The following is a 15,616-nucleotide window of genomic DNA, read 5'->3' as shown; positions in this document are numbered from 1 at the left end:
GTTCAGAAACGATGATTCAGTGTCAGCTCAACACGCCGCCCTTCCCCGACGAACCACTGCGTGTTGGTGTAGTAGGAGGTCGTGAAGTAGTGCTTGTCGAAGATGTTGAAGCCGCGCAGCGTGAACGTGGTGGCTTTGGTTGCCTTCCATTGCAGAGCCAGGTCTGCCGTGGTGTAGGCAGGCAGTTTCAAGGTATTCGCATTGTCTGCATAGCGCTTGCCCACATGACGAAGGCCGCCGGACAGCGTCCAGTCAGGCACAACTTTCCAGCTCACCCAGACATTGGCAACACGCTCCGGCACGTCGGTGGGAATATTGCCATTGCGTGAAACAGCGATGCCGCCCACAGACTCGCTGAAATCGTCATAGCGAGCCTTGAGCAGCGCAAAGTTGGCATCAATCTGCACGGCCTTGCTGACTTGCATCGACAGGGTCCCCTCGATGCCCTTGGAGGAGCGTTCGCCAACCTGTATGCGCAAAGCGGGGTTTGCAGGGTCTCGCGTCAATAAGTTGTTTTTGGTGATGGAATACGCTGCAAGCGTCCAGTCACCCTTGCCGCCCCAGAAGGATTGCTTGATACCGACCTCAAACTGTTTGCCGCTCGATACGTCGAAGACGGAATTAGCCGCCGACAACATCAGCAGGCCGCTCACTGGATCTGCGGCCTTGGATGCCTGCGCATACAGGGATAGCTGAGGACTTAGCTTGTAGACTGAACCAAGTCGCCAACCGGTGTTGGAGTAGCTGCGTTTGAAAGCCTGATTGCCCGCCACCAGATCCTGACGCGATAGGTCCGCATGGTCGAAGCGCGTGCCCGCCACGACAGACCAGCGATCTGTCAGTTCAAACCGGTCTTCCGCAAACAGCGCATATTGCTCAGCCTTGTTTTGATAGCGCGCAATGAAGGGTACGGAGCTGCTGTAGTAGCCTGGGACGGGGTTATAGGGATCGACCGGACCGGAGCTGCCGGTGTAAGTGTTATTGGTGTGCTGAAACGATGCTCGGTTCACGTCGAAGCCCAGGGAGAGCTGGTTTGGACGTCCGAGCAAGCTGCCATGGAAGGTCACATCCGTGGTGTTACCTGTCTGCGTCTGGTCGTGACCGATCTCGGTGTTGTCAGAGCGATCAATCAATCCCGTAGTGGCGTTGTACCGGTACGCTTCAGCATTGCGCCAATAGCGGTCGCTGCCAATGTGATAGAGCTTGCTTCGCACGACGATATTGCTGCTGGGTGCCCACTGAGCAGCCAGTTCGCTCCAACGATCCTTGAACTGGATGCGGCTGTCGGCAACGTTGTAGTTGCGCTCTCGGATCGCCGGGTCTTGTACTCCGTTGATCAGCGGTATACCGAAGTAACGCATTGGCTTTTGCCGGCCCTGTGCGTGCGACAGTTGCAAGTTGAAGTCAGGTGTCACATCCCAGCGCAAAGCGCCAGAGATCGTCCGATTGCTGGAATCGCCACGATCCACCCAGCCATCCGATTGATCGCCACTGACATCCAGTCGATAGGACCATTGCTCATTGATCGCGCCTCCGCTGCCAAAGGCCAATGCACGTTTGCCTTTGGTTCCCACCGTGGCCTGGACTTCATTTTGAACAGGCCCACGCGTGGGCTTTTTGGGGATCACGTTGACCACGCCACCAATAGCGCCGTCACCGTAGATCACGGATGCGGGTCCGCGCAGCACTTCTATGCGGTCGATAGACCAGGTGTCGAAGGGAAAACTCACACCGACGCCGCCGTATTGGCGCGTACCGTCGTATAGACGCATGACCGAGGTGGCGTCTGTAAAACCTCGTGCCGAGAGCGCGCTGCCACTGTTGCCCGGATGTCCCAGACTGGTGATGCCGGTAGATCGCGTGATTGCGTCAACCAGGGAAGTGTCGCCGCGAGCTTCCAGTTGCTCGCGCGTGGTCACCTCGACACTGGCCGGAGTGTCGCGTGCATTGAGATCGAGCCGGCTGCCGGTGCCCACTGAGCGCTCCAAAGGAATGTTCCCCGATGAACGTACGGTAACCGTGTCCAGGGTGACGTCAGTTTGAGCCCAGCAGGCAGAGCTCGCCACTGCAAGAGGAGCAGCCAATGAAAGATGGGCCACAGCCAGGGCCACACTGTTGCGTTGAAAGAAGGCGAGCGAAAGAGAACTCGCGTTGCCATTGGGCATCGCGCCATAAAAAGGATGGGTCATGAACTATCTGCGTGCAAGTGAAATCGGCCGTGCAGGTCTGGGCCCGACGGCGATAGGCTGTCTCCGCCATCGATTGGCGGCACAGTGGACTTACACGAGCGTTGGCGGCCCACGCGGGGGCAAAGGTGCCCCCACCAGCGCGGCAATGCGCGCTGAAACTACAGGCTGTAGCGCCAAGCCGAGCGGCTGTGGCTGCTCAAGATGCGGTGATGAATAGGTCGGCGGGGCCGCGATGGTCAGACACAAGGGACAGTCCAACGAATGATGCAGCCCTGGCGCGGCCTCGCCGTCCTCATCAAGCATGATCACCTGCATGCTGCCACTTGAGGTGCAGACTACCTCGATGGCTTTTGGATGCACTATGGGCGAAGCCATTGCAATACTCAACGTCAGCATGAACCACGCCAGAACCAGGCGGGTCAGTGACAGGGAGTTACGCAGCGCTTGCATGGTTGCGCATTATGAGGCCTGCGACGTAGGCAGAGAGTTGTCGATTTCTCGTTACGTCGCGCTATCGAGGAGATGCTGCCGTGTGCGGCCGCGTCCCCGAAAGTGCTCGCAACAGAAAAATCGCAGTTTTGAGCGATGGTGACCGTTGCAAAGCTTCTGTACTGCCAAGCAGTCGGCCGTGCCAGCATCCCAGAGGCAGACATTCATGGGCTGAGCTTTACAGGGCGAGCACGCAGGCGTGTCCGTGACATGCGCGCAAGCGATCCGCACTGCCTGAAAAGATGTCGAACTCCGCACAGCTTCTCGGTGCCGGTCACTGCTGGCGTGACACCGCGCCCACCTTCATCGAAGCTCTCCCAGTCAGACCTCTACAACCGAAGTTCATCAACCTGATTGACGATGCGCGTGACAGTGTATTGCAAGCACTCGGGGCACTCCTTGGCCAAGTTTTTCTCGGGCCGCTTTCCCAAAATGGCCGAACACATGGAGTTCTTTCTTGAACATGCGAAAACGCCCTCGGCAATGAACGACGCTTTCAATCTGAGGCTGTTGTTCTTTGTTGACTGGATGCAACGGCTCCAGTGCTCATCCGCGCCTGCTTAGAGCTGAACAGCGACGGCAGCAACCGGCCATGAGCAGTCATCGGAGCTCGTCAAATGTCGTGGCAGCATTGAAGCTCAAGGCACATTGACACCGCTTCAATCGAATAGCCCAAAATATGCGCCCGAAGCGGCACATGCCAAAGCCATTACTAAGAAAACCCAGTGCAAGCCTGGAATGCCTTCGGCCCCTGTGTACTTGTGGGAGTGTGAAGCCCCTTGTTCTCTCACTGACAAGGGGTCGACTCCCACAGCTCTGCCAGACGCGGGGGAGACAGCCCAAACTCGATGATTCACCGAATGGTGAAACTGAAATGCGTCGTAGGCCAAATATCCAAAAAAGATTGCGAGTGCAAAGAACCAGAGTGGCGACATCCGAAGCCTCGGTTGTTATGGAGGTGACTTGGCCATTATTGGCTCAAGCCCCAAGAGTTTGTTAGAGCTTTGGAAGGTAGCTGCACGCCACAGTTAACCAATGTCTCTTTTGGGTCGTTCAGAGACGGTCGCGTGCCGGTCAGAAGCGGCCGCAGGGACTGAATTCCAAGCTCAAGGCCACTCAGATACTGGGAGGCATCGCTAGCGGCAGCTGTCGTCTGAATCTAATTGGGCCTCAAAATATGCGCGTCTCCGTTTCCTCCATCATCGCAAAGCCAGCTGATGTGCTCTTCTGGCTTTCTCAGGACTACACACGCAGACTCGAATGGGATAAATATCTTTGCGAGGCATACCTCCTTGGGGGGCATGAAACTGCGGCTGTTGGCATCGAGTCTCATTGCAAGAATCGACGTGGCTCTGTCCTTGTATCAAAGTACATATCGTTTTGTCCCCCTACGCACGCCGCTGTCCAAATGACCACGGGGCCATGGATCCTTAGCAATTTCGGTGGAACGTGGCGCTTTAGGCCGCTGCCGGACGGAAAGACAGAAGTTCTGTTTATCTACAACTTTAAGGCCCGTCCTGCTCTTCTAGGATGGCTCGTTGAACCATTGATCGCCGCGATCTACCGAAGAGATATGCGGCGTCGGTTAGATGCTTTCAGGGAGTGGGCGCAAGCTATAGAGTAGCCCTCATTTGACTTCCTCCAGCCCCCCCGCATCACTTGATTAAGAGTTCAACTTCAATGACTGCTCTGGGTCGAACAGAGACAGCAACTCTCGGCCAAAAGCAGTCCACGTGTTTCAAGCAGAATGTGCTCTCGCCTTTGGACGTTTCGGCCTTTCGCAAGCAAGGCTGGACGTTCGTACCAGCAACAACCGCATTCAAAGATCCTGTCTATTCTTCGCAACCTGACACATTGCCTGCTGGCGAAAGCGTCGTATGGGCAATCGCAAAAGCGCGCGGCATTTCAGGCCTGCGCTATCCCGCCGAGGACTCGGTCTATGAAGAGCCCAAGCTCCGCCTAGAGTCACTAGTACCTTAGCAGTCCTCTTAGACCCGCTCCCCCCTTGATACGTCGTTGCTTCGCCTTGTCGTACTTTTGTACTGCCTGCGGCTTCACGTCTCGTCTCAATCGCAAACCTACGGTTTGCTGGATGGTGTTAGCGGCTCTTAGGGGGCCGTTCCGAGACGCTCGCCCACCGGCCAGAAGCAGTCTTCACGATTGTTCGCTGGTGCGGCCGCTTACCGAAACACGCCAATCGCTTCCACGAGATTTTTCACCTGCCATTGCATGCTGCTGGACGCCTGCGCCCCCTGAGTCACCAACTGCGCGTTCTGCTGCGTCAGATAGTCCATGTCCGCCACCGACTTGCCGACCTGGCTGATCTCCTCGCTCTGCTCACGCGTGGCCTTGCTGATCTCGGCAATGAAGTCCGCAACGCTGCGCGCCTGGGAGACGATCTCACCAATGTTGCTCCCCGCGTCGTTCACAACCAAAGAGCCTGCCTCGATGGTGGCCGTGCTGGCCTGAATCAGCGTCTTGATCTCCTTGGCTGCATCGGCGCTGCGCTGAGCCAAGGCTCGCACCTCACCGGCAACCACGGCAAACCCCCTGCCATGCTCGCCCGCGCGGGCGGCTTCCACAGCCGCATTCAGCGCCAGCAAATTGGTTTGAAACGCAATGCTGTCAATCACGCCGACGATGTCGGCAATGCGGCGGGAGTTGGCTGTGATGGACTCCATGGTGGAGACGATCTGATCCATGGACTGCCCCCCGCGCAAGGCCGCCGCGCTGGCTTCGCTGGCCAGCACACCGGCTTTTTGTGCCGTATCGGCGCTGGATTGAACCCGGGCCGTGATCTGCTCCATGGACGCCGAGGTCTGGGCCACATTCACCGCCAGCTGCTCGGTCTGCCCATGCAGATAGCTGTTGCCCTGCTCGATTTCGTTACAGGCCTGCTGAACATTGAGCGCCTGCTGATTCACATCGTCCACCAGCCAGCGAAACATGAGACCGATCTGGTTGACCGTGCGCAGCGTGGTGCCGATTTCATCCGTGCGCTGCAAGTATTCGGTCTGCCGGTTGTTGCCGGTTGCCACATTCAGCGACTGGCGCTTGAGCAGCTCCAGCGGCGTGGCGAACTGCCTCTCCAGCAGCAGCGTCATCACCATCAGCGCCACCGTCATGAAGGCCGCCATCGACAAAAACTGCATCTGGCTTTGACCCAGCAGCCAGGCGCCAAGCACCAGGGCGCTCCACAAGGCCAGGGAGTTCAGGCGAATGCGCCGGCGCACCCCCATGTGCCGCCAGATCGACAGCACCTTCCCCAGCCCCTTCTTGGAGACTATGCCCTTGTGCAGCTCGGGGGCGGCAGCGCCCTTGTCATGCATGGACTCATACAGCTTTTGCGCCGCCTCGACCTCTTTGCGCTCGGGCTGCGTGCGCACCGACATATAGCCCTTGGCCTTGTCATTGCGGATGATGGGAATGGCATTGGCCCGGACCCAGTAGTGGTCCCCGTTCTTGCGCCGGTTCTTGACCAGTGCACTCCAGGGCTCGCCGCTTTTGAGGGTGGCCCACATGTCGGCAAAAGCGGCCGGGGGCATGTCCGGGTGGCGCACCAGATTGTGCGTCTGGCCGAGGACCTCCTGCGGCTCGAAGCCGCTGACCTCCATGAACGCCTGATTGGCATATTTGATGTAGCTCTCTGTGTCCGTGGTGGACATCAGAGTTGCATGCTCATCAAAGCTGTACTCCCGCTGAGTTACCGGTGCGTTCACTCTCATATGTGCCTTCTGTGGTCAATGGCCTGACGGAACGAGATACCGCCCAGATTGAGTAAAGCCAGTACGCCTTGGGCACCCGTGCGATCGCTCCTTGAGCGCTTTCTCGTATCAAGTGCTTACATATTCTTTGATTTGTCTCAATTTTTGAATATAGATCAGATCTGATGTATCTGATTAGCATCGAATCAGATCTGATTCATAAAATCATCTTGATGGCTTTGAATTAATTTGATACAAGTCAATTTGCGAATTCTGGATTCTTCTTGTTCGGCAACCAGGAGAGGCATCATGGATGCAGTGGTCAGCACCAGCTACAGCATGGAATTGGTTGTACTGTCGTACGCGATTTCAATGATTGGAGCCTTCATTGCGCTGATCCACGCCAAGGGACTTGAACCGAAGGTTGATGACCGTCAGAGCTATCTGATGAGCCTCGGCAGCACAGGGATTGCTCTTGGCGGCATTGGCGTATGGTCGATGCATTTCATTGCCATGCTTGCGCTGCGCATGGACCTTGAGACCGGCTACTCGGTATCGGAGACGGGCGTGTCGCTCATTGCCGCGATGGCAATCTCGGCTCTGGCTTTTCATATCGTGGCTCACAACCCGCGCAGCATTGGTCGCTTGCTGTTGACCGGATCGATGCTTGGGCTGGGCGCAGTTGTCATGCACTACACAGGCATGAGTGCGTCCGAATTCATTTGCACGACGGAAAATCCCCTTGCAATTACTTCGGGAAGGTATGTGCTTAGCGCACTTGGACTGTCGATGGTAGTGGCTGTACTGGGCCCGCTGATCACCACTCCAACTCTGTCTGCAAGAAATAGGTTCTGGATACCTGGCTTGAGACGATCACGACAGCGGCACCAACCGCACCTTTGCAGCGCTAAAAAGTAAGAGGCAATCTTGAAACACCTGCTCGGATGTTTTCTTTATCACAGTGAAATCGCCAGTGACGCAAGTACGAGCTGTGTCGCAGATATCACCAGAGTCTCACGCCGCTTCAATGAGGCCCATGGGATCACAGGGATCCTGATTTTTGACGGTCAGCGCTTCGTTCAATACATGGAGGGCCCTCAGCAGCAGGTGGTTGCACTGGCCAAAAAGATATCCCTGGACAATCGCCATACCAATTTCACTCCGCAGCACGAGGCAAGAGGCATAACGAGTCGCCTTTTCTCCGGTTGGACCATGGCATACCTCTCGGTAGAAGATGCCGAGCCGTTGGCCCAAATGTGGGTTGTCGACGGAGATGCCGCAATGAGTTGCCTGCAGCAACTATTGCCAATGCTGGATGCTGCATAGCAGCTGCCATTGGACTTCCTTGTTGCTGAAGCACCCTGATTTGCGCCGGATCGAAGATCGTTCCGAGACGGCCGTCTGCCGGCTGGCAGCGGAATTTCAAACTGCTTTCATTCACTAAAGGCACGACAGTTCTTCTTCAATATCGCCTTGCAACTGGTGCGGCGAAACGACTACTCGGCCGATGAAATGCCGATAACGCTGATGACTGGCAAGTGCCGATACCGCTTGGAACTGCTGTCGATTGAGTGGATAAGACTTTTCCATGTGAGAACTGGCGCTGGACGAGTGAGGCATTCTGTCTCCAGATCCGCCTCCCCGTCTCAGCCACCCGCGCCCTGCTCGGCCCTACGCTCATGGCGACCGACAGACCGGTATGGAGACCATGACCATCAAGGCTGCGGCGCATCTATCCTGCACTTGATGACGCATCCGCGCCGAAGGGCCCGTACCCGTTCGTCACACCTATGCGGCCCCGATAGCCTGGCCGTTGGTCATCTCAAAACAGCTCTCCCCGGTAAAGATATTCGTCAAGGCGGCTTTCAGTTCCTCGTACTCGCCGGCCGAAAGATCAAAGGCGATGGACATTTGCTTCAGTTCATCGATGTCCTCTGAATCGTCGATGCCAAACATCGGCACTGGCGCAGCAAGGATATAGATTCCATCAAACTTTTTTCAAACCTCTGGTCGCTGCATCCAGGTGGCACAATGCGCCTGAATACTCTGGCAAACCATCGACAGGGAACGGCTCAATGGCTTGTCCTTTCGCAACACCATCGCCAGTGTTCGCTGCAATCGTGGTGTGAGCGGGCGTGAGACCAGGTCATCGCGAGCGCCTCGCCCCTGCATGGCCATGCGCGGAATCACGGCATAACCCAGGCCTATGGCCGCCATCTCCTTGAGCGCTTCGACGCTGTCAAGCTCCATCTGAGGATGCGGTAGTTCACCAGCACGGCGCAGCCAGGCATCGACCACCCCGCGCGTGCTGGCTGATTTTTGCAAGGCAAGCAGAGGCAGGGATCTCAGCTCTGGCGCAGCAACCGCATCCCCCGGCATCAGCATCTCCGGGCGAGCTACGGCCATCAGCTCGTCGTGCAGCACGGGAGTGGCCAGCAAGGCACGGCGGTTTACCGGCAAGGTGACCAGGGCAAGATCCAAACTGTTGCCCTCCACGCGCTTTACGCACTCCTCGGTATTGCCCGTCACCACCACGATGTCGATGCCCGGATGACTGGCCCGTATCTGGCGCAACACCGCGGGCAGAAGATAGAGACACACAGTCAGGCCCGTACCTATACGCACCTGCCCATTCACCTCGCGAGCATGTGCACTCAGCGCATGGGCCAGGCCTTCCAGCGCCACGCTCACGGCAGGCAGTTGCTCCAGCAAGGCCTTGCCGGCAGCCGTCGGCACAGCACGCCGCCCCACGCGCTCTATGAGGCGTGTGCCGAGATGGCGTTCCAGTTGACGCACTTGCAGGCTGACCGCCGGCTGGGACAGTTGCAATAGCTCCGCTGCCTGGGAAAAACTGCCCTCCTGAACGACCAGGCAAAAGCTCCTCAACAGCATCAAACCAGGGGCATTAGCCAAAGTTTCACTAATACCTTGCATAAACATCAAAAGATTCCTTATTGGTAAATCTCGGGCGAAGATTACTCCATGCAGAACGCTTCTACTTGCTCCCCTCTTCTTTCCTCGGCTCTGCCGCCGATCGACGGCGACCGCCTGTGGCGCCGCCTCGAAGACCTGGCCCAATTCACCCGAGCCGATATGCCCTGGACCCGCCGCGCCTTCAGCGCGGAATACCAGGCTGCACGTGCCTGGCTGCGCGAAGCTTTCGAGGCCGCGGGCCTGCAGGTTCGCCTGGATGCTGCAGGCAACCTCATCGGCCGACGCCCCGGACGGCATGATGATCTGAAAGCCCTGGCCACGGGCTCGCACACCGACACGGTGAATGCCGGAGGACGCTTCGACGGCATTCTGGGTGTGCTGGCAGGGCTGGAAGTGGCCCATGCCCTGCAGGACGCGGACATCACGCTAAAGCACCCCTTCGAGGTCATAGACTTCCTCTGCGAAGAGCCCAGTGACTACGGCATCTCCTGTGTGGGCAGTCGTGCCATGGCCGGTCAGCTCAGCGCCGACATGCTGGCCGCCCGCGACGACCACGGCGACACCCTGGCCCAGGCCCTGCAGCGCCTGGGCGCCCGCCCCGAAGCTCTGGCCCAGGCCGATCGCCGGCAGGACGGCTTTGCGGCCTTTGTGGAGCTGCACATAGAACAAGGGCCTGTGCTGGAGCGCGAAGGCCTGGACATAGGTGCCGTGACCGACATCGTTGGCATACGCCGCGCTCAGCTGTTCTTTGAAGGTCGGCCCGATCATGCGGGCACCACGCCCATGAATGAACGTAGCGATGCTCTCGTGGCTGCAGCAATAGTGATCCGCCAGGCCCAGCGCCTGGCGCTGCAGTGGAGCCGCAGCACACCTCACTACGTGGTTGCCACAGTAGGTCGCATAAACGTCTCTCCCAACGCCAGCAACACCGTGCCTGGCCAGGTGGACCTGACGCTGGAGGTGCGCAGCAACCATGCCCCCCTGCTGCAGGAATTCTGGGAAATTCTGGCGCGGCGCTGCGGCCCGGCTATAGGGCGATTGGGCGTGAATTGGCGCGTGGAACCTCGCACCCATGTGGACCCCGTTGCCTGCGCGCCGCTGATTGCTGCTGCCGTGGAGCAATCCGCCCAGCGCCTGGGTCTGGGCTGTCGACGCATGCCGAGCGGTGCCGGCCACGATGCCATGTACCTGGCTCAGACCGGTCTCTCGGGGATGATCTTCATCCCGTGTCTTGATGGACGCAGCCATAGCGCAGTGGAATGGGCTTCACCGGGCCAGGTTCTGGCCGGCACCCAGGTGCTTGCCGCTACCCTGCTGAACCTGGATGAGCAAATGGACTAGCTGCAATCACGAATGTGAATGGACCAGGCTTGTCCTGGTCCCTGCCTGTCATGCGTAAATGGGTACTTGGATGTCTTGCAGGTTCGCCGCGCAGCAATGGTCAGCTTTACAAGCTCACACTCCCGGTCAGGAGCGGTCATGAGAGCTGGGCTCCAGTCTCAGGTGCTACTCGGATCCAGATGGCGGCAGTCGATTCAAAATCAATTCATACTGAAGCAAGTCAGCAGGTGAGAAGCAACAGAACACAACCTCTTCAATTGGCGAATGTTCCGACAGGCTTTCGTGGACGGTCCTGACAGCCACTTGCGCAGCCAGCTCGATCGGGTACCCGTAAATGCCTGTACTGATGCTTGGGAAAGCAAGCGAGGCAACTGACTTCTCCTTTGCCAACTCTATGCATCGGCGATAGCAGCCAGCGAGCAGCTCTGCTTCTCCGCTTTGCCCTCCTCTCCACACGGGTCCGACGGTGTGAATGATGTATTGGGCAGATAGGCGATAGGCCCTGGTCACCTTTGCATCGCCAGTCTTGCAGCCTCCGAGAAGCCGGCATTCATGCACAAGGTCTGGACCAGCCGCACGATGGATTGCACCATCGACGCCACCTCCGCCAAGCAGAGACGAATTTGCTGCATTGACAATCGCGCCCACATGAAGCTTTGTGATGTCAGAGCAGATGGCATGAAGGCGTGTGGGCATTTCTTTACAACGAAAGAGCAGGAAGGCACTCGATACTGCAATGACAGACCAGTTTTGTAAACGCGTTGCCGAGTAAGTGCCGACGTGCGATGCAGTTGTGTGCGGCCGCGTACCCGAAGCGCCTGGAATCAGAAAGATCGTAATTTTGAGCGATCGTGACCGTTGCATGACTTCTGTTCTAGCGAGCATTCGATTGCCTGCACTGGGTCAATCTGCAGCTTTAGCAGTCCGGCCAGAAGCGTACCTTCCTGTGATCGATCGCCGGTTCCGGTGAAAACCTACCGAAGCCAAAAGGTCTTGTCCCGAGGTCGCTCGTCAGTCTAAGCAGGCATCCATCCGGATCTTGAACGAGGAACTGCCTTACTCCGATTTCCTGCTCGCGTGCACACGACCCGCAAGGCATATCCGCCCTCCCCGCAAGCCGAAGCAGCCTTGTTCCAGCCGCCTTCAAACCAGTTCCTTTGATCGTTAAATTAGACTATTCAAAGTGCTGTAATAGACCGGGTTGCAACTACCGCCCCCGCCCATGAACAGCCTTTCAGCAGGATTCTCTGATTTGCAGTCGCCATCTCTTGCCGAGGTTGGGCCCGTGGTCCTTGTTCTCCTTCCTGGCATGGATGGCACGGGTGAGCTTTTCGCACCGTTCGTTGCCGCTTTGGGGAAGACGACCCCCGTCGTCGTGGTGAGCTATCCAACTTCTGGTGTGCCACAGACCTATACCAACCTAACGGAACTTGCCACATCGGCCTTGCCGCCCCATGGCCGTTTGGTCTTGTTGGGAGAATCTTTCTCAGGACCTATTGCCATTTCGCTGGCAGCGGCATACCCGGGGCGCGTTGTGGGCGTTGTTCTGTGCTGCTCGTTCGTTCGCAATCCAAGGCCGGGCCTTCGCTGGCTCAGCGGCCTGGCGACCATGCCCGTTCCGCTTCCTCCTGCTGCAATACTGAACCTGATGCTTCTGGGCCGGTTTGCGACGCCGGGCCTGCGGGTTATGCTGCGGTCCGCCTTGGCCAAGGTTCAAACGGCGGTTCTACGTTCAAGGCTGAGAGCGGTGGTATCCGTAGATGTGCGAGCACATGCCAAAGCAATTGATGCTCCGGTTCTCTACCTGAAAGGGATACGTGACCGCCTGGTGCCGCAGTCTTCCGTGTCTGATGCAGAGCAGTGTCTTCGAAAGATAAGAGTTCAGGCGTTTGATGCTCCACACTGCCTACTGCAAGCCATTCCTCAAGAGGCCGCTGCAGTGGTGGCTGACTTCGTTCGGAACGTTGCAACACCACGAGAGAGCTCGGCGGTGCATGAATAGGGATTCGAGAGCGTAGGCGTGGTGTCAGACGCCACGTCGCTCTGGCCTGCACTGGCACGGTCCAATGCCCTCCCTCCTACGGTCGACACCATACGATTTCAGAGCCCCCCGTCGAAATTGAGCGCCTCACTGAGTGTTGCGATAGTGATCTCGGATGAATACGGGCAGATCGTTTGATGGCGGCGTAAACGGTATCTGATACATCATGTCGCCGACAAAACCTCGGTGATAAGTGCTGTGATTCACGATATGCAGCACGATTTGCCCACGCTCCATGGCGCCTTGTCCCCCTCCTACAAACTCGAAATGGACGACTTTCACAAGATCTTCGTCCGACCAGGTATCGACAAGCCTGATGTACCAGGAGTCCATTTCCTGAACCGCCTTCCATAGATCGTCAACCGAAGGCGTATGCTCCGTATTGCGTGCGGTGTAGCCGTGCTTCCTGCCTTGTAGGTGTTGCCTGAAGATATCGTCCACCACATAGACGTGGTTCAACGTATGCACCATGTTCCCGAACCGCGTCGGTCTTTGCCGAAGAGCCTCGCCTTCCGGTAGCTCCATCACGTTCTTGAACGTCAGGCCATTCGCCCAGGCCTTGTAGCGCACCAGCATTCTCAATGTGTCTACCGCCGATGCGGACAGCGCCGCGCGCTCTTTGAGTGGTGGGCTGTATGGGTGCTGAAGGGTTGTGGACATACTCGAGAGTTCCTTAGAGGTCTTCAAAAACTGTGTCGCTCGCTTTGGACATACGTGTGCGTCTCGCCGCCGACCCGGACCTGGTCGGCATCGTCACGGCTCGGATAGATGCGGCTTTTTTGACTAGGCCGGGTTCCTTGAGCGGCAACATAGCTGCTCTCGGCATGAGGCCCAATCACGCCGATAGACGAGTGCGATTTGGCTGTCGGCCATGTCGGCGCCCCCAGAAATACACACATCTCTTGCATCAGGGCTGGAGATCGGCACGATGCACGATATGGATTTTGTTGCCGTCGGGATCGCGCAGATAGGCGCCGTAGTAGCCGTCCCCATAATGAGGACGTGGCCCAGGTGCCCCTGCATCCCTGCCACCGTGTGCCAGTCCATCGGCGTAGGCGGAGTCCACTGCTGTTGCTGACGGCGCCAGAAAGGCCGCCATGCTGCCATTGCCGACGGTCGCTAGTTCTCCGTTGTACGGACTGTAGACATAGAAGCGAGGCAGACTCGCATATGCGCTTACCCAGCAAAGCGCCGCCGGCCCACCATCGGGCACCACGATCCGGCGCTTCAGACCAAGCGGTACAAGCACCGCGTCGTAAAAGCGGCCTGACCGCTCAAGGTCACGCGTTCCAACAGTCACGTGGCTAAACATCTCGCTCTCCTTGCTTTCCGTCATCGCCGCTGAGCACCTTTCACCAAGAGGCAGTCATGCAAAGGCATTTGCGAGAACGTTACACTATTAAATAATCAAATAGTGTCACGAGACACTCTTTTTGTCGAGACTGCAAACATGCTCCTCCAATCCCCTTGGCAGCCTCGCCTTGCAAACATTGAAGCCAATGCGGCCGAACGACTTGCACTTGCCTTGGCCGACGACATCGTCGAGGGCCGACTGGCGGGGGGTGATCGTCTGCCTGCACATCGAGATCTTGCAGAGAAGCTGCAAATCGGTCTTGGCTCGGTGACGAAGGCCTATGCCGCTCTGGAGCGCAGAGGTCTGACACGCAGTGTCAAAGGGCGGGGAACATTTGTCGCGATTCAGCAGGCGCATGGTGATCGCCTGATTGAGCTGTCGTCCAATGCGCCGCCGGCCGCACTCAACGCACGCATCCTGGCGCGGGCATTGACGGGGATCGCTCGCAAAATCGACGCAGACCATTTCAATTTCTATGCACCTCCTGGCGGACACCTGGAACATCGTCGTGTTCTCGCCCGCTGGCTGATGACACTTGGCCTGGTCGTCGATCCGTCGCTTTTGCTTTTGACGAGCGGCGCGCGCCAGGCGCTGTCATTGGCCTTTGATCTGGCTTGCGGCCCGCAAGGATTGCTTGTGACTGAGCAGATCACCTATCCCGGCGCTATTGCCCTGGCCCGGCGCAAAGGGTATCGGATGCAAGGTGTCGAGATCGATGCCGAAGGGATGGTGCCGCAAGCGCTTGCGGACGCACTTGGCAGTGTCGCGCCAAGCGATGGCAAGGCGGTCTACGTCACCCCGACGCTGCACAACCCGACAACTGCCACGATGAGCCTGGAACGAAGGCAAGCCATCGTGGAGATTTGCCGGAAAGCGGGAGCATGGATCATCGAAGACGGGGTCTATGCCGCCGCCTTCCCTGATTTGCCCCAGCTGTCGGCACTGGCGCCCGATATCTCATTGCATGTGAACGGACTCTCCAAATCGCTTGGGCCGGGGCTGCAGATCGGCATGTTGCTAGTCCCAACCGAACTGGGCGGCGCTGCGCAAGAACTGGTGCAGGATGTGCCGATGGCACCATCGGCATTCTCCTGTGCGGTAGTCGATGAATGGCTGGCCACCGGCGTGATCGCCTCGATCCAGCGGGATCTGCGCCATGAGTCCCGGCGGCGTGCCAGGCTTGCCGCCTCGCTTCTCGGGACTGGCGAACTTGTCTGGCATCCCGATGCCTACAACGTCTGGCTGCCGATGAAGCGCGAGGCCGCCAATAGTCTTGTGGCTGCGGCCGCAGAAACCGGTTTGAAGCTGACTCCGCCAGAAGCCATGATGGTGGGCCCGCAGGATGGAAGGAGCGGCCTTCGGATTTGCCTGGGCGGCCCAAGCTTCGAAGACCTGAGCGACGCGCTGAAGCTGCTGGCAGAGTTGCTCAAGCTGCAAGCTTGAGTGCGGCGCCGACGCAGGCCTGGCGGAGAAGACAAATAAGAGGAGCCCGGCAATCCATCTACCCGGTCGCTGCAGGCACGGCTTAAGCAGGCGTTCTTCGAGCTGCGCAAGAAATGAAGCA

General features: G+C 58.0%; 14 protein-coding genes. 6 read left to right on the top strand and 8 right to left on the bottom strand.

What is annotated here, in order from left to right:
* Positions 1-2: 2 nt before the first annotated feature.
* Complete coding sequence (locus tag AC1RTQ_RS08655) at positions 3-2,189, bottom strand: TonB-dependent receptor (protein ID WP_492875033.1); 2,187 nt, start codon at positions 2,187-2,189, stop codon at positions 3-5.
* A gap of 90 nt (positions 2,190-2,279) precedes the next feature.
* Entirely contained in the window at positions 2,280-2,639 is a 360-nt protein-coding gene (locus AC1RTQ_RS08650) for a DUF2946 family protein (RefSeq protein ID WP_492875032.1), read from the bottom strand.
* Between the two features lie 1,216 nt (positions 2,640-3,855).
* On the opposite strand from AC1RTQ_RS08650, the gene AC1RTQ_RS08645 reads away from it, so the two are divergent.
* Positions 3,856-4,302: a type II toxin-antitoxin system RatA family toxin gene (locus AC1RTQ_RS08645; RefSeq protein ID WP_492875031.1), complete on the top strand. Its 447-nt coding sequence runs from the start codon at positions 3,856-3,858 to the stop codon at positions 4,300-4,302.
* A gap of 556 nt (positions 4,303-4,858) precedes the next feature.
* Here the strand turns inward: AC1RTQ_RS08645 and AC1RTQ_RS08640 are convergent.
* Positions 4,859-6,403: a methyl-accepting chemotaxis protein gene (locus AC1RTQ_RS08640; protein ID WP_492875030.1), complete on the bottom strand. Its 1,545-nt coding sequence runs from the start codon at positions 6,401-6,403 to the stop codon at positions 4,859-4,861.
* A 288-nt stretch (positions 6,404-6,691) separates the two neighbouring features.
* Here AC1RTQ_RS08640 and AC1RTQ_RS08635 point away from each other — a divergent pair, with 288 nt between their 5' ends.
* A complete protein-coding gene (locus AC1RTQ_RS08635; RefSeq protein ID WP_492875029.1) occupies positions 6,692-7,300 on the top strand; it encodes an MHYT domain-containing protein in 609 nt (202 codons plus the stop codon).
* A gap of 9 nt (positions 7,301-7,309) precedes the next feature.
* Positions 7,310-7,708, top strand: coding sequence for a BLUF domain-containing protein (locus AC1RTQ_RS08630; RefSeq protein WP_003071555.1), 399 nt, complete (start codon positions 7,310-7,312; stop codon positions 7,706-7,708).
* A gap of 462 nt (positions 7,709-8,170) precedes the next feature.
* On the opposite strand, the gene AC1RTQ_RS08625 is transcribed toward AC1RTQ_RS08630, so the two are convergent.
* Complete coding sequence (locus AC1RTQ_RS08625) at positions 8,171-8,338, bottom strand: hypothetical protein (protein WP_492875028.1); 168 nt, start codon at positions 8,336-8,338, stop codon at positions 8,171-8,173.
* 42 nt (positions 8,339-8,380) lie between these two features.
* Positions 8,381-9,322, bottom strand: coding sequence for a LysR family transcriptional regulator (locus AC1RTQ_RS08620; RefSeq protein WP_492875027.1), 942 nt, complete (start codon positions 9,320-9,322; stop codon positions 8,381-8,383).
* A 42-nt stretch (positions 9,323-9,364) separates the two neighbouring features.
* Between AC1RTQ_RS08620 and ertE the strand changes: the two genes are divergently transcribed.
* A complete protein-coding gene (ertE, locus tag AC1RTQ_RS08615; protein WP_492875026.1) occupies positions 9,365-10,657 on the top strand; it encodes an N-carbamyl-l-glutamate amidohydrolase ErtE in 1,293 nt (430 codons plus the stop codon).
* 165 nt (positions 10,658-10,822) lie between these two features.
* Here the strand turns inward: ertE and AC1RTQ_RS08610 are convergent, their stop codons facing one another.
* The gene (locus AC1RTQ_RS08610) at positions 10,823-11,353 is read right to left on the bottom strand and encodes an O-acetyl-ADP-ribose deacetylase (protein WP_492875453.1); all 531 of its coding nucleotides are present in this window, start codon (positions 11,351-11,353) and stop codon (positions 10,823-10,825) included.
* Between the two features lie 526 nt (positions 11,354-11,879).
* On the opposite strand from AC1RTQ_RS08610, the gene AC1RTQ_RS08605 reads away from it, so the two are divergent.
* A complete protein-coding gene (locus AC1RTQ_RS08605) occupies positions 11,880-12,659 on the top strand; it encodes an alpha/beta fold hydrolase (RefSeq protein ID WP_492875025.1) in 780 nt (259 codons plus the stop codon).
* Between the two features lie 126 nt (positions 12,660-12,785).
* Here AC1RTQ_RS08605 and AC1RTQ_RS08600 read toward each other — a convergent pair whose 3' ends face one another.
* The gene (locus AC1RTQ_RS08600) at positions 12,786-13,358 is read right to left on the bottom strand and encodes a DinB family protein (protein WP_492875024.1); all 573 of its coding nucleotides are present in this window, start codon (positions 13,356-13,358) and stop codon (positions 12,786-12,788) included.
* 247 nt (positions 13,359-13,605) lie between these two features.
* The gene (locus AC1RTQ_RS08595; protein WP_492875023.1) at positions 13,606-14,010 is read right to left on the bottom strand and encodes a VOC family protein; all 405 of its coding nucleotides are present in this window, start codon (positions 14,008-14,010) and stop codon (positions 13,606-13,608) included.
* Positions 14,011-14,148: 138 nt separating this feature from the next.
* Between AC1RTQ_RS08595 and AC1RTQ_RS08590 the strand changes: the two genes are divergently transcribed.
* Positions 14,149-15,495 carry an aminotransferase-like domain-containing protein gene (locus AC1RTQ_RS08590; RefSeq protein ID WP_492875022.1) on the top strand — a complete coding sequence of 449 codons (1,347 nt, stop codon included), beginning with the start codon at positions 14,149-14,151 and terminating at the stop codon, positions 15,493-15,495.
* Positions 15,496-15,616: the final 121 nt, after the last annotated feature.

The organism is Comamonas sp. GW821-FHT11H03 (genome assembly GCF_058807955.1).
This window is presented reverse-complemented; position numbering and strand designations above follow the sequence as displayed.